Below are 24,979 nucleotides of genomic sequence, written 5' to 3' on the forward strand. Positions count from 1 at the left end.
AATATGAACGGAGTATGAACTACATAAAAAAAGAGAGCTGCTTGTTGAGAGCAGTTCTCCATAGGATAAGACAGTTTTAGTGGTCCAGGAACACAAGCTGAATGAAGAACAATACCGCAAAAATGTAGAAGATTGGATGAACATCTTTACCTTTTCCACGAAGCAGCTTGAGTACCGGATAAAAGATGAAACCTACGCCGATGCCTGTTGCAATACTGTGCGTCAATGGAGTAAGGATGATAATCAGGAAGGCAGGAAATGCTTCTTCGAGATCATCCCATTTGATTTTGCTGATAACGTTAATCATAAAGTATCCAACAATAATCAGTGCCGGAGAAGTGATCGCCGGAATGCTTGATATTACACTTACGATCGGTGTGAAGAACAAGGTCAGCGCAAGCAGTACACTTACCGTTACAGCGGTCAGCCCCGTTCTTCCTCCTGCAGCTACCCCTGTGCTGGATTCGATGTAAGCCGATGTTGGACTTGTTCCGAGCAAAGCACCTGAGGTTGTTCCTACGGCATCTGCCAATAATGCGCCACGCGAGCGTGGGAATTTACCATCCTTAAGCAATCCTGCTTGTTCAGCAACGCCGAGCATCGTGCCTGTCGTATCAAACAGCGTGATCAACAAGAAGGTAAATATGATTGTATATAAGCCATTCGAGAATACCCCTGCCAGATCCAGTTGCAAAGCCGTTGACGCGAGGCCTTGCGGCATGGATACAATCGATTCCGGCATTTGGAATAGTCCCATGATCCAGGCAAGTATCGCTGTTACCACCATTCCGATGAAAAGGTAACCTTTCACATTATAAGCCATCAGCACAACGGTAATAATCAATCCGATAATGGTCAGATAAGCCATCGGCTCAGCCAAGTTCCCGATCGTAATCAAATTCGATTCTGAATCGGCAATAATCCCGGCATTTTGCAAACCTACCGTTGTAATAAACAATCCGATCCCTGCGGTTATGGCATGTTTTAAGCTAGCAGGAATTGCATCTAATAACATGTAACGGAATGAAGTCAGTGATAAAATAATAAACAAAATCCCTGCTATAAATACGGCTCCCAGTGCAACCTGCCAAGATACGCCATACCCGGCAACTACGCTATAGGCAAAGAATGCATTCAGGCCCATACCCGGCGCAATGACGATTGGATAATTGGACCATATTCCCATAATCAGAGTTCCCACAATACTTGCAAGTACCGTTGCTATGAATACTCCGTTAAAGTCCATGCCTGTGCTGCTGAGTATTCCTGGGTTTACGATAACTATGTATACCATTGTGAAAAATGTTGTAACCCCTGCGATAATTTCTGTGGGGATGGTCGTGCCTCGTTCTTTAAGTTTGAACCATTTGTCCATGGTAAAGCCAGCCTCCAACTTTCAAATTATACTCCAAAGCTAAAAACAAAAAATCCTAATCTTCATATAGGATTGTAATATTCGCGCTCCTATATTCGTTGTTAGGATTTAAAGATTCAACAGCTAAGCTCTAAACTAAACATAAAGATACTCATATCTGTTTTCAACCTGAAGTCCATTTCGTATTCTAATTAAAATTACATGCAATGTCAATGAATTAACGATTTGTTCACAGTTATTTACGAACTATACAGGCATTATATCTTGCATTCATTCGTTTTTAGAATAGAGTAAGTACGTATCGCTCAATGTCTGCAATATATGAAGAAAAGACTGCCAGCAATGTTCACTGACAGTCTCTTGCTTAATTCGTAGTAGGTTTCTCTTCATATTCGCTGGATAATTCTTTAAGCGATTTGATTTTGCCATGGGGATGATGTCATTCCTGGACAACTTTATTCTGCGTGCATAGGTAATAAGAGAATTAGGCAAGCATATAAGACAAATTATAGAGAATTCAGAAGTTAATTGGCAGGACCCAGATTAATCAAGCTGACCTCGGATAATGAGACGGTTGTGTTGCCATCTTGCTCACCATCAATGTTACCCAGATCAAATGAAATTCGAGTATTCGCATAGCTGTCTTCTGTTGCATCAAATGTAAACGTGAACTCCTGTTCTTCTGGAGTCAAATCAACTCGTGCCCCAAAAAACCCATGCCATTCATAGTTGGCAGTTGCATCAACCCATCCAATCCCCAATCCCAATTTCCTGGACTTCTCCGCTTTGGCTTTAAACGTTAATTTATATTTAAAACCTTGCTGTATGCCGAATCCTTCATTGATGACTTGACGATCCCATGGATGCTGGCCTGCATGACCAATCTTGGCTTGAAGCTGTTGATTGCTAACTTGCATCTCAAGGTCCGCTGCATTACCGTCCGCATGGGTAAACCAACCTTCCTTACCTTTGGAGAAGTCTCCATTAGGAATAAGATTAACATGAGCAGGCTGCCCTCCTTGATCTGCATTCGGATTAACTTCATATAATTGGACGTTATTGATGTGAATCGAGTGTTCACCTGTAGAAAGCGGATATCCTAATCCAAATGCAAGCATAGCTGCCGAATCTGAGGTATCTCCCATGGTGAAGGTATAACTATACGACTTTTGATCCGCAGTTAATTCCACTTCTTCTTCAAAATACTTCACAAAATCCCCCGCATTCTGAGAAAGAACCGCTTGCATGGATTTAGGACTGGAAGCAGATCCCTCGAAGGTAAGTCGGTACGTTTTGTTTGCATCAAGTTTGATCTGACCTTGTTGCAACAAAGCATCCCACCAATGTTCACTTGTACCAGGCAATTTAATCGTTAATCCTGCGCCCTCGTCATGTGAGGCTGTCAGATCATTAGGAGTTAGCTCCCAATGATTCAGATCAGCTGTTAGCTCACTGTTCTGAATTTTGTTTTGTGAAATATCCACCCAACGTGTATTATAATCTGCTCCTTCAAAATTCACATAATAGGGTTTGCCTGCTGTCAAGTTGACCTCTGGAAAATACACCGTTTTATATGCTTGCCATCCACCCGTGTCTCCGAGACTCAGGTCTGATTGTGCAACGGTTGTACCTTGTTCATCCTGAATGCTGAACTGAACCTTGGAATCACTTTTTCCACTGGCCATTCGGGCAGACAGAACATATACTCCGTCGTGAGCTACATCGATTTTATATTGCAGCAGATCTCCCTGATCCATGTAACTGACATGTTTTCCTCCTTCTACGGAGTCCTCCAGTTGTAAGCCCTGCATCATCCAGGCTTCGGTTGCAGGAACATGTGCGTAGCCATTCACTGACAGAGGTTTGCCGCGTTTCGTCAGACGAACATTGTCCACATATACCTTACCTTTAGAACTGCCGAATAACAGTTTTAGCTCGGATTGTGCGATTGATGCTCCATCTCCAATGATGATTTCTCCAGTGAATGTTTTCATTTCTTGGTTCAAGGAGAGGTTTTGTCCTTGATGAACCTGTACTGTATGCCCATTACTGCTGACAACATCAATGTCGATGCTTCGCGTTGTATCTGCCTTGGCATCTAAGGAGAAACCATACGTTGTATTCGCTTCCAACTTCAAATCCGGTTGGTTCACCGAAACTTGCTGTGGATCACCATTCGTTTGAGTAACATCAACAACTAGCTGACGCTCCATAATCGGGAATTTCGAAAAGTTATTTACACTTATATTGGCTGCCGCACTGTCCTGAATGCTGCTTGACCAGAATCCCAGACGCTCCTTGCCTTGATCGAATGTGCCATTGTAAATAAAGTTGCCATCAGGTAGCGCGTTTCGTTCGACAGTTAACGGATCAGCTTCACCCACCTCGATCAGCCTGACATTGGCAAACCAAACGGTTGTATCATCCAACCCCAGATTAAATTCGAATCTGGCATTGTTATCCGTGCCATCCCGCATATTGAAGGTATAGTCATAGGATTGCCAATCTGTCGTGAGTGCAAAGGTGTTATCACCCGAATAATTGGTCCAACTTTTTTCGAATTGGTTCAGTTTGGACATGATCGTACGGTTAGCAGATGCTTTCGCATCAAATTGTATCTTGTACTTTTTGTTTTTCTTGATGTACATCGGCATCTGAGTGAGTTGAACCGAGTAGTTTTCAGTACCCGATGCATCAATGGTAACTTCTGCTGCTTTCCCTTTCTGCTCATCCGTTACAACTTTGACACTGCCAGCTCCATCAGCATTTGTGATGAATTTCCACTGAAGAGGCACTCCATTGTCTGCAGACCCTTCCGCAAAACGATCATTGTAGATTTGATTGCCATCGGTTTGTGGGTCACGCTGTTGCGCAGGCTCGATGGGATTTGTTGTTACATCAGGCCATGTGTCTAGATTTTTGTAAGAATATACTCGCACAAAGTCAACATTCATCTTTTCAGAAGTGAAGTTGCTTTCAGGTGCCCCCGGCCAGTCTCCTCCAACTGCCAGATTCAGAATCAGATAGAATGGACGATCAAATGGTGCAGGGAACGTATAATACTCGGGTTGGCCCGCGGCCTTCGTTTGCCAGTTGGTCACTTCATGATGCAGCTTTCCATCCACATAGAAACGAATCATACCCGGCAACCATTCCACCTGGAAATCATGATAATCGTCAGCGAAAGTTTCTCCCTTCGGAAGAGTAAGGCTTCCCTGATCATGTCCATGGGAACCGTCAGGCTTCACACTGTCATAATGCAATGTGCTATATACCTTGTTATTACTCTCTTTGCCACCAATTAGCTCCATAATATCAATTTCTCCAGAGGCAGGCCATCCACCATAATGTGCTTCATCTGTTGGCATCATCCATATGGCAGGCCACATGCCTTTTTCGATCGGAAGCTTCGCACGTACAACTACTTTACCGTAGGTCCAGTCGCCTTTTCCCATGGAGATCAGTTTGCCAGAGCTGTAATCTTTACCGTTTTTCGGACCCTTTTTTGCTTCAATCTGCAACACGCTTCGATTCTGATCTTTCGTAATGCGAGTGTTATCCGGGCTGTAATATTGCATTTCATTGTTATAAACGAGTCCTGTATCCTGCACGGTCCATTTGGAAGAATCAATCGAAGGTCCGTTAAACTCATCATTCCAGACCAGTTCCCATTGATCATGTGGAATCGTTGTTGCTGGAACCGGTTTTTCGCCAGCCGGATTGCTTGGTGTTGATGGTGTAGACGGTGATTGCCCGTCTGGAGAAGATGGTGTGGGTGTACTTGTCACACTTGTTGAACCACCAGGCTGCGATGAAGCAGGTTGTTGGGCTTCACCCACCATGGATGTGCGCAATCCTTGTTTTACTTTCTCTCCGTTGATCACAACATCATCGGCATCTACACTCAATTTTTGGATCGTACCTTTGGTATCCATTCGAGTCTGACTCGCTTCTGCATGAATATTCATGGAATCAATCAGGCTGTTTGAAGAGATCTCCAGAATGGATTTCTGCTTTACATGCATCTCCTGAATGTTACTTTCTTCCGTAATGGCAACTCTGACGGGTTCCCCACGTTTGTCAACGACTACTCGATTCAGCTTGGAGTTGTTAATGTTGATGGAATGACTGCCTCCGCCTTTAATGATGACACTTCCTGTAACCGTTACGCCCTGAAGAACAACAGATCCCTCGCCTATGCCTTCTGCCAGCAGCAGATTTCCATTAACAATCATATTTTTCAACGTGACATCCGTCGATTTAATAATCAAGTTGCCATCTACCCGGGACTCATATGTTCCAGGAGTGCTTTTTACATCTGCAATCATCGCCGACAACATTGTTGCCGTCTCTGCTCGTGTAATCAGTGCTTTGGGATTTAATTTGCCTTGGAAACCTTTAAGAATATTTTCGTTCACCAGATAGGTAAGCGCTTTCTTTGCATAACCGGAAATATCATCTGCATCCTGAAATTTCAATTGTTCACTATCTTCATTTGTAACCGCTGAAAGTTGAAAAGCTCGATCTACCATAACCGCTGCATCTTGGCGTGTAATCGGTTGTTGTGGTGACAGATGTTCACGGTCTGTCCCTTCGATGATGCCAGAACCATTCGCTCGTACCATCACGTCATAGTACCAATCGCCTGAAGTCATATCCGCATATGAACCAGTCGCCGCATTACCGGTGAAACCAAAGGCCCGATCCAGAATCATGACGAATTCAGCTCGGCTAATGACCTGACTGGGCTTGAACGTACCGTCCGTATAACCTTTCAATAAATTCAAGTTTTGCAAACGTGTAACTGCAGATTGTGACCAATGCCCCGTCAGGTCTGTATAGGGAACAGAGAAGTGCAGGCTTTTTGCCTGCACATTTCCCACCTCCGCTTGACCCTGTACACTTTCTGCTCCAGCAGTTGCTGGATAAACGAGAGAAGCCATTAAACTCCATGCCACCATACATGCCAGTCCTTTTCTCATCCTTCTTCCTCCCTCAGCTCAGTTATCCTTGCATTTGCATAGCCTATTCCTTGACTGCTCCAATAACGATCCCCTTAACGAAGAAACGTTGTAAAAACGGGTATACCATCAGGATCGGAAGCGCGCCGATAAAGATCTGTGCTGCACGTACGGTTCGCTGCGAGATATTCTCCAACATGGAAGGATCGACGTTGATTTTGCTGAGATCTTGCTGAACAATAATGGTCTGTAATAGAGAAGCAAGTGGATAATTTTTAATATCAGACATATAGATCATGCCGTCGAACCAGGAGTTCCACTGATACACCATCGTAAATAAGGACAAGGTTGCGATAGCTGGAAGTGAAAGCGGCACGTAGACCAGAATCAACGTTTTGATATGACCTGCTCCATCCAAATAAGCTGCTTCCTCAAGTTCTTTGGGCAGACCGCGGAAGAAGTTCATCATGAGAATAACGTTCCACACGGACAGTGCGCCAGGCAGGATAAGCGCCCAGATTGTATTCATCAAGCCAAGCTTCTGGATCAGAATGTAACTTGGAATCAAACCGCCGCTGAACAAAATGGTAAATACGAAAAACCACGTATATAAGGAGCGACCTTTAAAACTGATATCTTCCTTCGACAACGGAAATGCGGTTAAGAGCATGATGACCATACCAATGATCGTCGCAATTACAGTCCGTTTAAGTGATACGATCAAGGAGTTGATGAAGTTTGAATTCCCGAATGTTTTTACATATGCGTCGGTTGTGAACCCGATGGGCCAGAAGGTAACCAGGTTAGATGATGCTGGCGCCATACTGCTGAATGAAACAGCCAATATATGAATAATTGGTAAAATGCAGAGTATCGATAATATCCCAAGAAAAGTATAGTTAGCGATGCTGAATATGCGGTATCCTTTTGTTTTATAATACAAGCCCTTTTCTCCTCTCTAGAAAACTCGATAATTAGCTAGTTTGTAAGCCATTCTGTAAGATATAACAATCAAAATGGTAGCAACCACAGATTTGAACAACCCTACTGCTGTGGCAAAACTCATCTTCCCGTTCAGAATCCCGAGTCGATATACAAAGGTGTCAATGATGTCGCCTTTGTCATACACAAGCGGATTGTACAAGTTGAATACCTGATCAAAACCGGCGTTCAGGATATTGCCGATAGAGAGTGTCATCAGTACGATTGTAATCGGCATTAATGCCGGAATCGTAATGTGCAGCGTCTGTTTAAATCGGTTGGCCCCATCCACCTCGGCAGCCTCGTAGAGTGCAGGATTAATTCCTGAGAGAGAAGCCAGAAATACGATCGTACCAAAACCAAATTCTTTCCACACATCACTGAGGATCAGCGTTATTCGGAACCATGTACCGTCTCCCAGGAAGAAGATCGGTTCTCCTCCAAAGGCTACGACAAGCTGGTTGACCATGCCGCCCTGAGGAGACAGGATATCGAGTAGAATACCACCGAGAATAACCCATGATAGGAAATGCGGTAGATACACAAGCGTTTGACTTACTCTCTTGAATGCCGTCAAGCGTACTTCATTGAGCAAAATGGCAAACAGGAATGGAGCGAATAGACCTGCGATGATTTTGAAAAATGCAATGACAAGCGTATTCCAGATCACCTGACCTACGTCCGGATATAAGAATAAATATCTGAAATTATCCCAACCCACCCACTTGGATTCAGAAAATCCCAAGTATGGTTTGAAATCCTGAAAAGCAATTACAATGCCGCCCATCGGTATGTACTGAAACACCAGTGCCAGCAATACAGCTGGAATGAGCATCATATGCAAGGTCCAGTTCCGTTGCATATTCCAGCGCTGTTTAACCCTGGTGGAGCGCCGTTTATGCGGCGTTTCTAACGTATGTTCCTTCACTCCTGCATCCCCCATGTTCTAAATTTTGTATTTTACAAGTCATCGTGAACTTGTATATTAAAATTATAGCAATGGAAATTTGTGATCTATATCCTAATATTGCAACAACGATATCAATATTTTAATAAGATTAAGGAGGTTGGACTTTGTTCACACGCTTGAATGTCTTTACCAAAATTACACTGTTGTTTGTGATGCTGCTTATTCTGGTGCTGTTTCTCTATACATACTCGAACCGGGAAAGCGTGCGTGTTATCGAACACGAGATTCAGAACAATACGATGAATCATCTTTCGACATTTGCTGATTCAGTAGAATCCAACATTTACCAACTGTCATTGTATGGGATGTCTATTGGGCAAGATTCGAGTATTCAGGAATATCAACGTCCCGACTACAAGGACATTCCCTATGAACGTGTGAAAGTTGGAAGTGCCATTCTGGAGAAAATGAATCTGTACAACGCAGCAAGCAAATGGCATTCGACCATCACACTATACTTCCCAAGGATGCAAAAAGTGATATCAACGGATTATTATGCTTACATTCCGTACAGGGATGATGAATTTAAGGAGCCTCTCTCGCAATCCTGGACCTATGCTGACAATCAGTTTATCTGGTACACTACCGATCCAACGACAGCGATGGCGAGACCTGGCAAAGCCAGATTGATTACCAAAATCAGTTTTCCAGTTCATCACTTAACTGCACTTCTTAATCAAAACAAGTTAAATAATAAAGGCGACCCGTTCATGTTCCATCCCGATTATGGATTAATCAGCAATAGTTCTGGAAAGGAGACCTTGAACGCAATTCTGCCTTCCCTGAAAGAAGCAAAACTGCAGGCCAGCGGTGGCTTCAGTACAACGTTGAACAAAACGGAATATTACGTCTCCTACATTCAATCCAAGAGCCTCGGCTGGTATTATATTGACTATGTGCCTATGCAGCAAATTTTGAAACCGATTACGAGTAGCCGGAATCTTTTTTACGCTTCAATTGCCGTTCTGATCGTGATGAGCGTTGTTGTATTATATACACTCTACCGAAGTGTGCAGCTTCCACTCTTACAGTTGGTGAAAGGGACAAATCGCTTGTCCACCGGGGACTTTTCCGTTCGGCTTCATCATTCTGCACGCAATGAGTTCAGCTTGTTATTTGCACGTTTCAACATCATGGCTCAACGAATTCAAGAATTAATCGAGAATGTATATGAGGAGAAATTAAGAAGTCGGGAAGCCACGCTCAAACAGTTGCAATCGCAGATTAATCCGCATTTTCTATATAACTGTCTGTTCTATATCAAGAACATGGCCCGAATGAAAAATGAAAAGGCCGTAGTAGCCATGGCACTGAATCTGGGAGAGTATTACCGATACATAACCAGGTCCGAAAAGGATCAAGCCACGCTTCGTGAAGAACTGACGATGGTCAAAAATTATTTGGAAATCCAGTCACTTCGTCTGGAACGAATGCATTTTACAATCGACGTGCCCCATGATATTTTAGATAAAACAGTTCCCAGACTAACCCTCCAGCCTATTATTGAGAACGCTATTATTCATGGTCTGGAGCCCAAATCGGTAGATGGTGAGATTAAAATCTATGCGGACTGCGAGGATGATGTGTACACAATTATCGTGGAGGACAGCGGGCTTGGCATGTCTGAGAAACAACTTGATCATCTGAGAGATAATCTTCTTAAACCGCTGGATGAGAATATGGGATGTGGTACATGGAATGTCCATCAGCGTTTATCTTTTCTGTACGGTGAAGGATCTGGACTATCTTATGATCATTCTTCAATGGGTGGGATTAAAGTTAACATCACGTGGCACGACAATACAGACAAGTAGGTGAACGACCCATGCTGCAAATATTATTAGTTGACGATGAACGTTCCGTCGTGGAAACGCTGGCAGAGACCATTCCGTGGGAAAGCTGCGGGATCGGTACAGTTCATGAAGCATTATCCGGTGCAGTAGCGCTGGAAATTATGGACAACCACGACATTGACATTGTAATTACGGATATACGTATGCCCGAAATGTCAGGCATTGCACTGATTACAGCGATTCATGAAAAGTGGCCTCATGTGCAGACGATTCTGTTATCAGGTCACGCCGACTTTGAATATGCGAAACAGGCCATTGCGCAGGAAAGCTTTGATTACTTACTGAAACCCGTTAGTGATGAAGATCTGATCGAATCCGTGCAACGTCTTGTTCATCGAATTAAAGAAAAGTGGGAAACCGCAGCATCTCATCAAAGAGCCTTACACGCCTTTCAGGATCATCTGCCATTGCTTCAATCCACGATGCTGCATGAGTTGCTGACTGGAAAAGTCTATGATCAGAAGACGCTGGCAGACAAGCTTGATCTGCTGGAGCTTCCCTACTCCGTAGGAGAAGATCTCGGCATGTTGATTATCCGTATGGAGAAACATCTATCCGATATGGCACACGGCGACCTAGCCCTAATGGAATATGCGATATGTAATATTATAAGTGAAGTGATGCATAATCATTTTCATATCTGGCATACACGTGACGTGCACGATTACATTGTTGTTCTGGTAAGCATGAAACATTCCACAACGATGAGTTATAGCAGGAGCGAGACGCCTCAGACATTGCTTGAGCAGTATGCTGCCCAGATTCAAACCAATGTTCAGTTATACTTGAAAGGTGCTATCTCCATTTCTGTCTCCAGTTGGGGCAAGTTTCCCCACGAAATTGGAGAACTCTATGAGCGAACGGTTATGTCCATGCGTAAACGGATGGGTCAGGTGCAAGGTTTGTTTGTCACCGCTTCCGATGAAACGGATGCCAACCCTCTACATACGATCAGGTCGCTGTATCAGCCACCAACGTTGATTAGCCTGCTCGAAGCTGGTCGCTTTGAGGATGTGGAACAGAAAATCGAACACATTTTTGCGGAACTGCTGCATTCCAATGAACATCATGATATTGCCGAGTCAACCTTTGAGGTGTATTTTGCTATAGCGGGCGCGTTTGCGTACATCATTCATAAAAATGGCAAACAAATCTCTTCTTTGATTCCAGCAGAGTCCTATCGTTACTTTCAAGCTCCCAGCTATTCCACTGCACAGCAGCTACAGGACTGGTCCGTGCGTACACTTCATTACATACGAGATGATGCTGAACAAGAGCTTAGAGACAATCACAGCACCATTGTGCGCAGCGTCAAAAGTTTTGTCGACCTTCATCTGGCTGGTGATGTATCACTGCCTGCAATTGCTGACCATGTGCATCTGCATCCAGTGTACTTGTCCAAGGTATACAAGGCGGAGACAGGTGAAGCACTTACTGCCTATGTGTACCGGTTAAGAATGGAGAAAGCAGCCTATCATTTGCGAACATCAACTGCCAAAGTGTTTGAGATTGCAGAACTTGTCGGTTACAACAATACCGCATATTTCATTCGAGTTTTCAAGAAATTTTATGATCTTACACCGCAAGAATATCGGGAAAATCTGCCGGTTTAAGATACTCAGGCCAGACTTGACGTTCTAGTAATCTCTCCGGTTTCCCCTTCTCCATATCAAATACAAAAAGGCATTGCCGGAGATCTTCTCCTGCAATGCCTTTTTGGTGCTTATGTGGCCGGGATGAATCATTTCAGCCAGCCCTTTGTCATCCTATTTTCCGCTTTTCACGGAATCATACCACTCGTTAACTTCTTTCGTAATCTGATCTCCACCTGAAGACTTCCACTTCTCAACAAATGAGTCGAACGCGTCCACAGAGGTTTTGCCATACACAATTTGAGAGAAGGTGTCTTTCTCCATCTTTGTCAAAATGTCATTGTTCATCTGCATCGTCATTGAAGGTGCACCGGTAAACATTTGATTGAACACGATATCCTTTTGATCCAAAACAATCTTGGCTGCATCAAGCATAGGTACTGGTACACCTGATTTGATTTTTTTCTCAAATGGTGTAGTTGCTTCTTCACCGCTTGCCAGCTTGGCAAGTGTTGTCATACTTAGATTGGGAATACGCGCTCCATCAAAAGTCAACGTGTACTTCTCGGGAGCATAACCCCCCGTAAGACTTGCATCGGTTGATGGTTTCCCATCTACCATAACCCAATCGTATCCTTCCGCAAATCCATGCTCAAACTCATCGCCCTCTTTAGGATTTGCATAGTGATCAAAGAGATAGTTCTGATAGGTGAAAAAGGCTTCCGGATTTTTCATGTCTTTGTTAATTAGAACTACGCCATTTCCGTTCGACGTACCATGTCTTCCTGCTTGACCGTTTGGACCGGAAGGAATTGGATACGCTTTGTATTCAGCCTCAGGATTGTTTTTCTTCACATCCTCCAGCGGCCAGGATGGCATCCAGTGTGGACCCACCACAATACCTGCTTTTCCGGCAGTAAATTCTTCAGCTGCTTTTGTCTCGTCATACACGCCGGCTTCTTCCGGGATATACCCTTTGCTCATCCAGCTCTGTAATTTGGCCAAAGCCTGTTTCGCACCAGGTGTAACGGAACCGTATTCAAGTTTTCCGTCCGCCGTCAGATTCCATTGGTTTGGCATTGTACCATAAGCGCCAAATACCCACCCAGCTTCAGACATCCATGTGTTCAGCCAGTTCTTGAAGCCAATGGTGAGTCCGTAAGTGTCCTGCTTCCCATTGCCATCCGGATCTTGATTCGTAAACGTTTCCATAATGACTTCAAGATCATCTATCGTTTTAGGTGCTTCCAGATTGAATTTCTTCATCCAGTCTTCACGGATCCACATGACAGGATCACCATTATAGGAATAGTCCAGAATCGGAATACCGATCTTTTTGCCATCTTGCATGTATGGATACCATACGGAAGGATCTTCGTTTACGGCTGCTTTCCATGTGTCGCTGGCATATTTGTCAAACAACTCGCCCGCATCGACAAATTTTCCGGACTCAATCAATTCACGCACCAGATTGAATTCGCCGCGATACGAAATAATGTCCGGCATGTCCGCATTGGAAGCAAGCGATAGACGCAGTTTTGTCTCAAATGCATTATTGGTGGATGGAGATATCCACTGGTTTTTTAACTCAATTCCGAGTTTCTCCTTGGCCCATTTTGTATGGACGTTGTTATCCTGATCCTCGCCTGACTTAAACTTCACGTCTGGACCCCATGGTCGTAAATACGTAATGGATACTGGTGGATCATACTTCCCATTTTTGAGCTCCAACGTTGTCGCTGGTGTACTCGATTCTGTTTTCTTATCGCTCCCGTTACTACACCCACTCAAGGCTGCAGATAGGGCCAATACACCGATCATGACCAAACTGCCTACTCGTCTCTTTTTACTTGTGTCCAACTTCGTTCCCCCAGTCTATGTAATGTTGCTTACAAGTTAATCATAATGAATTTTTGATATTTATGCCCATACTAATATTGCAACATTTATTGCATTAATTTAGGATATTGGATATTGAATACATATATTGAATAAATACAATGCCAGAATATAGAAAAAAGCAGCCGCTAACGGCTGCTTCAGTCTGCTTAATTACTCGTATATTTGACCCAATCGTACTCTGCATAGAGCGGATTAGCCCCATTATAAGGACCGAGCCAGCTATCTACTCCTGTTCCATTCCACAGGTTCATCATGATTTTTCCGGGTGTTTTAGGAATATTGCTGGTTGCCGTATGTTTCAATACACCATCAACATACCATTTGATATGTCCCGGCTGCCAGTCAAATGCGTACGTATGGAAGCCCTGGGATGCATCAAACCCTAGATTGATAATCTTCTCATGATTACCAACCCCATTGGTATAATAATTAAACTGAACTTTGGTTGTGTCTTTTCCTAAAAATTCGATATCAATCTCATCCCATTGGGTGCCATGTGCAGGACCTGTGTATGTGAAAAATGAGGAAACTACACCTGTGTTCTTGGCAGGTTTCATACTGACTTCATACAAGCCGTACCCATACGTATTCGTGGTACGATACTCTCCGCAATCAAACTTGTTCTGTGCAGAGCTGGTCAAACCAAGCTTAAGCTTGCCGTCACTTGTAAAATTAACATTGTTAGCCCTCCACGTACAGTTAAACATGTTCCCATTGGAATACCCATCCGCTTTTTGCCACGTACTTGCGTTAAAATAGGTTAGAGGTTCCCAGAACACATAACCCGCGAAAGCGCTTACCGAAAAAAACAAAGAGATGACACCAGTTACCGCCAAAGTATACCAAGACTTCCTCTTCATCATACACCTCCATGAATGATTCCAACATGTATAATCAGCGCAATAATAGATAGCGCTTACATGGTTGGTATTTCCATTTTATCCGGAAGCATGGTGGTAAACTATAGCAAACTTTAAAGCAGAGATATTCAATTTTTAAGATCTTCGTTCTTGTATCTAATCATGTTATGTTAAGACTATGCCAGTTTCATACACGTAAGATGGATTGAATGAAGCGCCTGCCCTTCAGCATAGAAGGAATCAGGCGCTCCATGAAAACCATTTTTACATATATCTCAACATGTTTGTTTCTTTATTCACCCTAAAAGGGTTCTATTTCGCACCAGCTCGTACCAAAATGTCTTCAATTTCTTTGAAGCCATTATTCTTCGCATGACTGAGTGGTGACACCCCATCACGGTCCGATATGTTTACGTCTGCTCCGTGGTCAATGAGTAATTGTATCGTCTCCTGCTGCCGAGCATTGCCATCGTTAAGAATGATCGCTTCGAGTAGTGCTGTCCATCCCAATTGATTCACATGGTCCACATCCACCGAAGTTTGAGTCAGTAGTTCTTGCACTACATCCACATATCCATGCTCCGAAGCTGGAATAAGTGCTGTCCCTCCATATCGATTCGTTATCGCTGGGTCCGCTCCCGCCTCGATTGTCAGCTTCAAAATATCCAAGTATCCTTCAGCGCCAGCATACAGAAACGGGGTATTTTTCATATCGTCCTGTATATTCACATCTGCCCCCGCTTCAATTAACACTTTAGCCGATGTTGGATCATTATTGTAGGTTGCAATCATTGTAGCGGTTCGTCCACTCTGATCTTGAGCATTGATATTGGCACCTGCTTGAATCATTTGTTCGATGCGTTCAGTATCGCTGTCCTCTACTGCTTTGAATAGCTGTTCATCTGCTGAAGTCAAGGCCTTTTCCTCCACGTTGGAGTCGTTTCTCATTTCAGGCACGCAGCCTTGAACGATCAACATACTGCTTATTAGGACAACGATGATCAGCGATTTACTCATACTGCCTCCTTTACTCCAGTGTCAAGGTGACCGAAGAAGCGATACTCCAATCCCCAACTGGGTTTATTGTATACGTAGTACCCGGAGTCAACTTTCCATCATTTGTTAGGTCGAATACACCCGTCGCACCTTTTCGACTTGAATATTTATAAGTGGCCGTCAGAACATCCCCGCTAGGTGAAGTTAACGTTACACTTCGACCAGATAACAGTTCATCCCCAGGGTCCTGGTCAAGTGTGACTTCAATGGAGGTTTCGCTCACTGCTTGAGCACTTGCAACCACTAGTGGATCAAACGATTTCGCCGTAAATGAAGCATTTTCGATGTTGGCCCAATCCGAAGAAACCGTATATGTGACACCTGATTTCAGCGTTTGTCCCTCAGGCAAACGGAACTTCGGTTCTTGTTTGCCATCTGTGGATTGCGTGAACGGAACATATCTGGCAACGATAGGCTCGCCACCTTCTGGCGTAATTACAACTTGTCTTGCCTGCATGGAAGAGATGATCTGATACGTTTTGCCTCCTGCTTGCTCTTGATCATTCAGCACAAATGCATTAGCTCCTCGACCACCACTGTAAGCCGAAATGATGTAACCATAATCCACGACACTGTTCACTTGCAATGCTTCAATCTCGAATGCATCATTCGTTACTTGACTAACCGTTGTCATGTTTATTTTCGTACCACTGCCTTCAAAGGAACCAGCGTCTTGGCCTTTGTAAGTCAGGTTGTACACTTCACTAGCATCTTGTACGGACGTTGGAACGATGTAAGTCGCGATTGACCCTGTTTTCAAACGGGGCATATTGGTTAACGTCAACCCGCCACTAAACGCAAAGTCCGTTTGTGCCTTGGCAAAAGCTTCATTCGCTGCTGTCAGCGGCTTGTCAAAAGTTACAATTAACGTAATGGCATTCAGTGATCTAACGCTCTTGATTTGAGCTTGCTCCGAAGGAATAGCTTGGTGTGCAGTTTGCAACAGCACTGCTGTTTCGCCGCGCGTTGCTGTACCGTTCTCGGAGTAGAACTCGCTCATCCAATGGTGAACGGACTTTACATCACGTTGCATCGCTTTGGATACGACCTGTTCGAGTTCAGCATCCGACACTTGAGTTTGCGGTTTGAATTGTCCATCATTCGTTTGCATGATGCCGAGTTCAACAAGCTTTGACGCATATGGCGCATACCATGCATTCGGATTCACATCCGTCAATTCTACGGTTTCTCCCGTCTTGCTCTCCAAATTAAACGTTTTGAAAACCAATGAAGCTAACTCCGCACGGGTAATTGCTCGATGTTCACCCATAGATTGATCTGCATACCCGTTCATGATCCCCAAGCTATTGAGATCCTTGATAGCAGCTTCAATCTGTTGTTGATTAAGCTGTGTGGTTGTTGCCGCAATGTTAGTAACGTATGTAGCTGCATGTACTTGATTCGCAGTTAACGGGAACACTGCTGTACCTAATGCAGTTATGGTTAGAAATGTAGCGATTTTGCGGGTTGTAGAATTCATGGTTGAATTCCTCCTCTATAGGTTGTAGTTGCCTGTATCTATAGAATAGAGGACAAAAAGAAACTCCCAAGGCTAAAGTTATTAACAAAATATAAACTGGCTCTAAATTTTCACGAAACTTATGCAGTAAACCGGTAACCTGCACCCCAGACGGTTTCAATATACTCCGGATTTTTGGGGTCTGTCTCCAGCTTGCCGCGCAGTTTGCGAATATGGACAGTAACCGTTGCAATGTCTCCGGTGGAATCCATGCCCCAGATCCGCTCGAACAGATCGGATTTGCTAAATACACGGTTGGGATGACTCGCAAGAAATACAAGTAACTCGAACTCCTTGGTTGTAATCGCCACCTCTTCTCCATTAACAAAAACGCGCCGTGATCCTTTATCAATGTGAAGCCCGCGAATGTGGATTTCATCCTGCTCAGTTGGTTTGTTTTTGCCAAGTAGTCTCTCGTATCGGGTCAAATGAGCCTTTGCTCGTGCAACCAACTCACTTGGGCTAAACGGTTTTGTAATAAAATCATCCACTCCCAGATTAAATGTCCGGATCTTATCGATTTCTTCCTTTTTTGCGGAAACGACAAGGATGGGCACCTCTTTTACCTCGCGAATGCGCCTGCAACATTCGAATCCGTCAAGTCCCGGAAGCATCAGATCAACAATGATCAGATTATAGTCCCCCTCCAGTGCCTGCTTCAGACCTTCATCTCCAGTATGGCAGAGATCCACGGAAAATCCGTTGAGCTCAAAATAATCCCGTTCCAGTTCCGCAATCGTTGTTTCGTCTTCAATGATCAAAATGTTTGCCATTACTTATTAATCCCTCTCTTCATTCAGCCGTTTCAGTTTGATATATATACTCGTGCCATCATTGGGCTGGCTTTCAGCCCAGATGAAGCCCCCATGTCCATCAATGATTTGGCGGGCAATTGCTAGCCCGAGCCCACTTCCGCCCGTTGAAGAATTGCGGGATTGTTCTGCACGATAGAAGCGTTCAAATATATAAGGCAGTGCCTCTTCGGGTATTCCCCTGCCATTATCTTTAAAGCCCATCGTAATCCATTTCTCATCAGCTTGAAGTGTAATCTCGAATCGTTTGTGTTCATTCTCCATGTATTTGAGTGCATTATCCACCACATTAACAACGGTACGTTTTAACTTCTCCGGATCCACAGCAGCCATAGCGGGACCAGACACCTGGTTATTCCATTCCAGTGCAACACCTTTATCCTCCAGATCATATCTCAGCTCTTCGATGCTATCTTCAAGGAAATCAGCGAGATCAACTGTCTTGAACAGGAAAGGCTCTTGGTTCAAGTCGAGCTTGGAATACAAAAACAGTTCATCCACCAGCTTATCCATGCTAACTGCTTTGGAGTGAATGATATTAACGTAACTCTCCATTTTCTCCGGAGTATTAGCCACGCCGTCACGAATACCCTCAATATACCCTTTGATATTGGTAATCGGCGTACGGAGATCATGCGAAATGTTGGAGATAAGCTCTTTGCGGTTCACTTCGTCCTGCTGACGTAACGCATAGGAGAGCTGTAATTGATTCCGCATGCTCTCAAACGCTTCGCTGAGTTGACCAACCTCGTCATTGGAGTTTAGCTGAAGTTTAAAGGATAGATTGCCATCCTTAATATGTTCGGCTGAACTTCGCAGTTGATTCAATGGTTTAATGAAGCTGCGCGTGATCCAGCGGAACAAGAGCAGATTTGCAATGATGAGGACGCCAATAAGCAGGAATGACATCACAGGCAGCAACTTGCGAGTAAGCTCCGCAAAGGGACTTCTCTCACGAATGACAAAGATACTCCCCCGTTCCCCGTCTGAATATTGAAAATCAAATTTTGCATACGCGTAAAATCGCTCACCAATATTGAAGGTGCTCCGAATCTGATAATTGTTAAGATCATAGGCAGGAAGTGCTTGCTTCAGTTCTGGCTGGTTGAAGGTCAGTGATTCGAAGATCTGACTATTCTCTCGTCTGATGTAGAGCCCTGACTTCTCAGCTCGAAGCTTCATATCATATTCACGCAGCAAAACCTTGTTCTGCAGGTCATCCGGGTCATTTTTGGCCAGAAACTTCATCTCTTGAAAGATCGATTCTCCCTGTTCAGTCAGGGGGTTGATCTGATAATGTACCTTGTAAATATCGCGGAAACTCTGTAGATCCCCTGTAGCCGCAATCGTATACAGACTTGCCGTAAGCAGGATGAACAGTAGACTTATAACAAGCATGCCCGTGAAGGACAGCAGCATTTTTATTCGGATTGACATGGGTTCCCCTTCTCAAGCAAACAATTGGATTAGTTAGTGCACATGTTAACACAAGATGGATTCTATTGCCCATATGTAAAAAAGAGCTTTCTTTTTCATTATATATGTTGACAGTGATAATCGTTATCAATAATGTTGGAGTAAGGTGCACAACGATTTATCTTAGAATGACCGGCAAACACTTTTGAAATGAGGTACGTAATGTGAAAGTAGACGTTAATCAGTTAGCAGCGCATTTTGCACACATTCCTTTTCAAGTTGAAGGAGTATATCGATATGCTAGAAATCCAGGGGTTCCCCAGGCTGACTATACCGATTCTTTTCCTGGATTTGTATTTCCTCTTACAGGAAAAATACAATTTCAATTTGATGGTACGCCCTATATTTTTTCACCAGGAAAAGTTGTACATGGGGGCGCGAAAATGAAACTGGATCAAACCGTGTTTCATAGAACGGACTGGGAATACATCCTCGTTTTATACCGGATATGTAGTTCGGACCTCGAAGAGACAAGCTTTTCTCATCAGCATTTTGAATTATCAACGGGTCAGTCCCCACGTCTGATCGAATTAATCACGCGTCTTTGGCATGTGTATAACCAGCGTGGAGGTATTTCAAAGTTTCAGACCGAGATGCTGTTTCGCGATGTACTGAACGAGACCTTAATATGTGTTGATCATAGGCAAAATAGTTGTGAATCAGATACTTTATTCGAACGGGTCTCTACCTATATCCAAGAACACTATGATCAAAGTCTGACTGTCGCATCGCTTGCAGAACAAAATAATGTTAATCGAAATCGACTTTCCTACGTGTTTAGAAGACATGCAGGTATGGGTCCAGCAGAATATGTATTGAAATATCGTATAAACATGGCACAGCAAATGTTATTGGCAAGTGATGCGTCTGTACAACAGATTGCTGAGACCGTTGGCATTGCTGACCCCTTTTATTTTAGCAGAGTGTTTAAGAAACAATGTGGAATTTCTCCTACGGAGTATCGTCTGAAGTTCATCAATAATCCATCCTGATTTCAATAGGCATCCATGTTATACCAAAGCTTAGATCAGTATACTGAACATAGAGGTTTAATAGACAGGAGGAATTACGATGCACTATGAAGCTATTCATTTGAATAAGGAGTTTTCGAAATTAAACGATCTTTGGTCTCCAAAACTCATTGGTGAAATGAATGACTATCAATTTAAGATCGTTAAGATTGCTGGAGATTTTGAGTGGCATGTTCATGAGGAGACTGATAAGTTATTTTTTGTGCTCGAAGGAGAAATGATTATTGATTTTCGTGATGGGCAAGTGAAGATTTCCAAGGGCGAGATGTATATTGTCCCTAAGGGAGTCGAGATCAAACCTTCCGCCGAAAAGGAATGTCATATCATGTTGATGGAGCCTGGAAGCGAAGTAAACACTGGCAGGACTAAGGCCGAATAAACGTCAGTTATTAGAACCAGGTTGTCAATTTGCAATATCAGAGAGCCGATAACCGCGTAATAGAGGTTATCGGCTCTGCGTCTGTACGGCTAGCTCTTTGACATGCATTAATCAGCAATCTCTCAGTTATGTCACTTGTTGCTGGTCTTCCTGATCAATTCCACACCATCGTATGCCAGGCTTTCCACACTTGCTGCCTTCTGCAGTATGTAATGATCAAAAAAGTTCTTCGCATAGTCTGTAACAAGATTTCGCATCTCCATAGCATCCCGTTCGCCTCTGTGTTCCTTATTAACACTGGTAAACACGATGTCACAGTAATCCAAATGTGCAACACGATCAACTGAGAAATAATAGGTTTCCATGCTATTGTTAGCGCCAATAACCGCATTCATATTATAGTTAGGTTCACAAAACAGGAACAAGAAGGGTTTCTTAAGATCGCTGTCAAGAAGTCCAAACGCACTGCTATCCAAACCAATCCCGCAGGCGAACCGGTCGTCATCCCGGCAAACCATCGCCGTGGTAGGCCCTCCATAAGAATGTCCGACTATACCCATGCCGATGTCAAGCAACAATCTGCCCTTAAAGATGGAATTCAGCTCTCCAGAGTCCAGTTTGTAAAGATAATCGGCTACATACCTCACATCTTCTGCCTGTAATTCACTATACTCTGTTAACTTGGAAAGTATCGGTAGTGCAAGCACGTTACGGCACATCTCAATGGCAGCTTCATCGTCAGGTCGCATCTCCATCTTACCAGCCAACGCCAGCATCTCCGGATCTTCACCAAAGGCTGTAATGACATCCGAAAAACCCTTTGATACATTAAACAGTCGCCCATCTTTACGTTTATACATCGTACTATTCTGATGGCCGATGCTTACCACAACATACCCCATGCTTGCCAAGTCTGTACAGAGTACTGTACCCCATTCTGGAGAACCGCCTCCACCGCATACATAGAATAACACCGGATAGCGCTTTTCCTTCCCGGAGAGAGCAAGGTCGTCGTAACACTGGGTCTTGATATCTATAGAGAAAACATCCTTCAACGCGGTGACAAGTGGCTGGTCATTAAACATCTCGTAGACTTCAGGAAACATGTACGTTGATGTAGTCTTACCTTCGCTACTGTCGGACGGATAATACACAAAAGCGGTCAGTTCTCTTTTGGAGTAATCTGATGCCGTGTACTCAAAATCCATCTGGGTTCGACCGACAGTATGGCCGCCAATTGGTTCTGGAAATGCATTATAGGTTTTCATTTTCTTTCCCCCTTGAGATCGCTAACCATTTCAGAATATTTATGATCTTCAAGCAGTCCATGGCCCATAAATTCAGCAAAGTATTTGCTGATCTTATGTTGCAGCTTAGAGTCCTTAATATCGAATTCTCTAAAAAACAAGATTAAATTAAGCTGCATTGACTCAAACATAAAAGAAATCAGGTCGTCGTCAACATCCGGTCGGAGATATCCATCAACCCTCATTCGGCGTAAAATGTCCTTGATCATGGGGAATGACTCGCCCTTTAACACATTCACATATACTTTCAGCAAAATGTCCTCAGGAATATATGAAAATGTTTTAGTCAGTTTGATTTCCAACTCATTCAGTGGCTCGGTCACCATGCCATTAACGTTACCTAATAAGCCAGTAAGGAAATAGCTGTAAAGGGAATCTTCACTACTGTTATTAAAATATGCAGCTCTTTTCTGGGTTACATTACGTATTAATTGACAATAAAGGTCATCTTTGTCTTCAAAATACCGATAAAATGTTCCGGGATGCATGGACAAACTATCCAAAACCATCTTCATAGTTATATCCTCGTAAAGGTTATTAACAAAAAGCTGCATAGCGCTATTCGATATTTCCTCGCGCCTTGCTTTGTCTAAACGAAAGAAAGTATTTTTTGGCATAGATTACTCCTTAATATGAAGTGTGAACTGATTCACACTATACTGATAATACATTCACAAGTCAACTAGTTTTGAAAAGATTCGGGAAGAAATATGCAAGAGCCGCTGATCACTCTGATCAGCGGCTCTTTGAGATGTTTGTATTAAAATCAGTTGGTGAGGGATGAAATTCATGAATATCGGATCAGATATCTATTCAACGAGAAAGGACTTCAAGTACTTTACCACTTCCATCTTCAATAATACGTATACTGTTGTCATCGATGAGTTGAATGGTACTATCTGAATTCAAAATTTCCTGCTGGTCCGTTACCCCGTGAGCAATGGATTTGCGAATCAGACCTTTATTTTTGAATACCAAGGTGTAAAGATCGTAGTCTTCCGTTTTTCGATTAGTGTGTTCAATGATGACAATAAGTAGATTTTGGGGACTCCTCTTGAAATTTATTTTAAGATCATGAGTATTCACATTCATGTCCTTGATCCCTAAGGGTATCAAACTCTTTTGTCCAGTAGAAGCATTCGTAATCTCAAGGTCTCCTTTTGCAGTGCGAATGACATAGGTGTAACCCATGTTGCTGCCATAAAAAGTATCAGTATAATTGCTCAATCCAGTCACGGTTACCTTGTTCGTTTTCATATCTTGATGAGTCACTTCCCCGTCCAAAGCAGATGCAAGAAATCTAATGGGTACATAAAGGTGACTAATATACGACACAGGTTCTGTGCCCATATCTACTTTTTGACCATCTACCTCGGCAATGCTGCTTCCCAAGTGCACAACAATATGCTTCTGACTGCTCTTCAGTACGGCCGTATTATCATCTTCCATCCCCCACACTAGGCCTGCCTTAATACCGAGTGAGAAAAAACTTCCGTAAGTGACTCCATCCTTGATTAACGTCTGAACATGGTTAATACGACCGTCTGCCCACTGAATTTCCAAATCAACATATTTGGATGCTGCTTCAGATTTTTGCGCCCCCAATGGTAATAACACCGACATCACTAATGCAACGACAACTACTTTTTTCAAATGCTTCATTCTCACAGCGATTCACCCACTTCATGTAATTTTTAATCTTACAATAGTAACGTTATGTTCCAATAAAAGTTTGATCAGCTTTAGACAGGAATTCGGTCCCTGATAAACAAAAAAAGCCGCTAAAATAGCGACTTTTAATGGTACTATGTTTTTGTCCTTGGCTTCATTACAACTCGAGATCATCAGCGAGTCCTTCAACACCTGTGAAGATGGAATCCCCGTAACCCCAGAAGTTGTTGAAATCGATAATGTAGATTTTTTTGTTTTTAACTGCGTTAATGTTTTGCACCTGCTTGTTGGCAAGCAGCTTTTTAATCGTTTCTTCTGGATCAATACCACCTGCATACCTCGAAATAATCATTGCATCTGGATTAATCTCGATTAACTTCTCCAGACTGAGTGTGCCAGTTTCATTAATCAGCATATTATGCATATTGATTAATGACATTGCACTTTCAATAAACGTATCACCATTTCCGTTGTAAATTCCAATGGTTCCATCACCATTATCCGAAAATGATGCATAGTTGATCGTTTCAGAGCTAGCTCGGGCCGACAAGGCATTCTCGCGTGCTTTAAGCGTCTCAATATATGCCGCTGCATTGGCTTGTACGTTGAATATCTCACCTAATTCAGTAATATCCTGATACAGACTATCTAACGATGCATCAGGAACACTGGTGCTTTGTACGTACGTTTTAATCCCCATATCATTCAAGCTGCTTACTGTACCAACACCCCAGTCCGCATCCTCAAACAATCCACCACGCCCTACAACCAGGTCAGGCGTAGCCCCTATCGTCACTTCCTTACCTACATAGCCTTCAGCAAGCACAGGAATTTGTTTAAACTCGTCAGCAATATCTTCAGGTACACTACCAAACAACGCAGCTACACCTACAAGTTTGTCTGTCAAACCAAGGCGAATCATCAGCTCGGCTGCACCTTGGGTATTGGCAACTACTCGTTCAGGTGCCTTGTCAAACGTTTGATCCTTCTTCACCCATGTGCCGTTCTCTGTTGTATAATTTGAAACGGTTACCGGGTAAGTTGTTTCAGCAGGTGCTGAAGTCTCTGCATCCGATGTCTTCTCATCTGTTGCAACATTTTTCGCTGCTTGTTGCGAGTTATTGTTTGCCTGATCGCTACCATCACTATTATTGGAGCAGGCTGCAAGTACAACAACAAGTGCAGCAATAAAACAAAATAACATTCCTTTTTTAAAGTGTGTAGACATTTAATT

The 24,979-nt window shown here is 43.3% G+C and carries 18 protein-coding genes; 4 read left to right on the forward strand and 14 right to left on the reverse strand.

Annotation, left to right across the window (positions count from 1 at the left end; translation table 11 throughout):
* Nucleotides 1-76: 76 nt before the first annotated feature.
* The 4 genes from C170_RS25670 to C170_RS25685 all read right to left on the reverse strand — a co-directional run bounded on the left by C170_RS25670 (nucleotide 77) and on the right by C170_RS25685 (nucleotide 8,245).
* Nucleotides 77-1,375, reverse strand: a complete 1,299-nt coding sequence (locus tag C170_RS25670; protein ID WP_017688352.1) for an NCS2 family permease — start codon at nucleotides 1,373-1,375, stop codon at nucleotides 77-79.
* A 524-nt stretch (nucleotides 1,376-1,899) separates the two neighbouring features.
* Nucleotides 1,900-6,357, reverse strand: coding sequence for a carbohydrate binding domain-containing protein (locus tag C170_RS25675; RefSeq protein WP_036615623.1), 4,458 nt, complete (start codon nucleotides 6,355-6,357; stop codon nucleotides 1,900-1,902).
* 43 nt (nucleotides 6,358-6,400) lie between these two features.
* Complete coding sequence (locus C170_RS25680) at nucleotides 6,401-7,279, reverse strand: carbohydrate ABC transporter permease (RefSeq protein WP_017688354.1); 879 nt, start codon at nucleotides 7,277-7,279, stop codon at nucleotides 6,401-6,403.
* A 15-nt stretch (nucleotides 7,280-7,294) separates the two neighbouring features.
* Nucleotides 7,295-8,245, reverse strand: a complete 951-nt coding sequence (locus C170_RS25685; protein ID WP_017688355.1) for an ABC transporter permease — start codon at nucleotides 8,243-8,245, stop codon at nucleotides 7,295-7,297.
* Between the two features lie 146 nt (nucleotides 8,246-8,391).
* On the opposite strand from C170_RS25685, the gene C170_RS25690 reads away from it, so the two are divergent.
* Entirely contained in the window at nucleotides 8,392-10,101 is a 1,710-nt protein-coding gene (locus C170_RS25690; protein ID WP_036615626.1) for a sensor histidine kinase, read from the forward strand.
* Between the two features lie 11 nt (nucleotides 10,102-10,112).
* Nucleotides 10,113-11,753 (forward strand): response regulator, encoded by a 1,641-nt coding sequence (locus tag C170_RS25695; RefSeq protein WP_036615627.1) that lies wholly within the window; start codon nucleotides 10,113-10,115, stop codon nucleotides 11,751-11,753.
* 153 nt (nucleotides 11,754-11,906) lie between these two features.
* Here C170_RS25695 and C170_RS25700 read toward each other — a convergent pair whose 3' ends face one another.
* From C170_RS25700 to C170_RS25725, 6 genes are all read right to left on the reverse strand, one after another.
* Nucleotides 11,907-13,553 carry an extracellular solute-binding protein gene (locus C170_RS25700; RefSeq protein WP_051447411.1) on the reverse strand — a complete coding sequence of 549 codons (1,647 nt, stop codon included), beginning with the start codon at nucleotides 13,551-13,553 and terminating at the stop codon, nucleotides 11,907-11,909.
* Between the two features lie 227 nt (nucleotides 13,554-13,780).
* Entirely contained in the window at nucleotides 13,781-14,494 is a 714-nt protein-coding gene (gene bglS / locus C170_RS25705; protein WP_036615630.1) for a beta-glucanase, read from the reverse strand.
* 312 nt (nucleotides 14,495-14,806) lie between these two features.
* Nucleotides 14,807-15,511 carry an ankyrin repeat domain-containing protein gene (locus C170_RS25710; RefSeq protein WP_036615632.1) on the reverse strand — a complete coding sequence of 235 codons (705 nt, stop codon included), beginning with the start codon at nucleotides 15,509-15,511 and terminating at the stop codon, nucleotides 14,807-14,809.
* A gap of 10 nt (nucleotides 15,512-15,521) precedes the next feature.
* Complete coding sequence (locus C170_RS25715; protein WP_036615634.1) at nucleotides 15,522-17,030, reverse strand: S-layer homology domain-containing protein; 1,509 nt, start codon at nucleotides 17,028-17,030, stop codon at nucleotides 15,522-15,524.
* A 119-nt stretch (nucleotides 17,031-17,149) separates the two neighbouring features.
* Nucleotides 17,150-17,842 carry a response regulator transcription factor gene (locus C170_RS25720; RefSeq protein ID WP_036615636.1) on the reverse strand — a complete coding sequence of 231 codons (693 nt, stop codon included), beginning with the start codon at nucleotides 17,840-17,842 and terminating at the stop codon, nucleotides 17,150-17,152.
* 6 nt (nucleotides 17,843-17,848) lie between these two features.
* Entirely contained in the window at nucleotides 17,849-19,318 is a 1,470-nt protein-coding gene (locus C170_RS25725) for a sensor histidine kinase (protein ID WP_036615639.1), read from the reverse strand.
* A gap of 203 nt (nucleotides 19,319-19,521) precedes the next feature.
* On the opposite strand from C170_RS25725, the gene C170_RS25730 reads away from it, so the two are divergent.
* Together C170_RS25730 and C170_RS25735 are read left to right on the forward strand one after the other, a co-directional pair.
* Nucleotides 19,522-20,349, forward strand: a complete 828-nt coding sequence (locus C170_RS25730; RefSeq protein WP_036615642.1) for an AraC family transcriptional regulator — start codon at nucleotides 19,522-19,524, stop codon at nucleotides 20,347-20,349.
* 79 nt (nucleotides 20,350-20,428) lie between these two features.
* Nucleotides 20,429-20,767, forward strand: coding sequence for a cupin domain-containing protein (locus tag C170_RS25735; RefSeq protein ID WP_036615644.1), 339 nt, complete (start codon nucleotides 20,429-20,431; stop codon nucleotides 20,765-20,767).
* Nucleotides 20,768-20,898: 131 nt separating this feature from the next.
* Here the strand turns inward: C170_RS25735 and C170_RS25740 are convergent, their stop codons facing one another.
* The 4 genes from C170_RS25740 to C170_RS25755 form a co-directional block, all read right to left on the reverse strand.
* Nucleotides 20,899-22,035, reverse strand: a complete 1,137-nt coding sequence (locus tag C170_RS25740; RefSeq protein ID WP_036615646.1) for an alpha/beta hydrolase — start codon at nucleotides 22,033-22,035, stop codon at nucleotides 20,899-20,901.
* Nucleotides 22,032-22,691: a TetR/AcrR family transcriptional regulator gene (locus C170_RS25745; protein WP_036615649.1), complete on the reverse strand. Its 660-nt coding sequence runs from the start codon at nucleotides 22,689-22,691 to the stop codon at nucleotides 22,032-22,034. Before C170_RS25745 ends, C170_RS25740 begins: the two co-directional genes overlap by 4 nt.
* Before the next feature lie 196 nt (nucleotides 22,692-22,887).
* Nucleotides 22,888-23,736 (reverse strand): copper amine oxidase N-terminal domain-containing protein, encoded by an 849-nt coding sequence (locus tag C170_RS25750; RefSeq protein ID WP_101313825.1) that lies wholly within the window; start codon nucleotides 23,734-23,736, stop codon nucleotides 22,888-22,890.
* A 166-nt stretch (nucleotides 23,737-23,902) separates the two neighbouring features.
* A complete protein-coding gene (locus C170_RS25755; RefSeq protein ID WP_036615655.1) occupies nucleotides 23,903-24,973 on the reverse strand; it encodes an ABC transporter substrate-binding protein in 1,071 nt (356 codons plus the stop codon).
* Between the last annotated feature and the right edge of the window lie 6 nt (nucleotides 24,974-24,979).

Source organism: Paenibacillus sp. FSL H7-689, assembly GCF_000517905.1.
Taxonomy (GTDB): Bacteria; Bacillota; Bacilli; order Paenibacillales; family Paenibacillaceae; genus Paenibacillus; species Paenibacillus amylolyticus.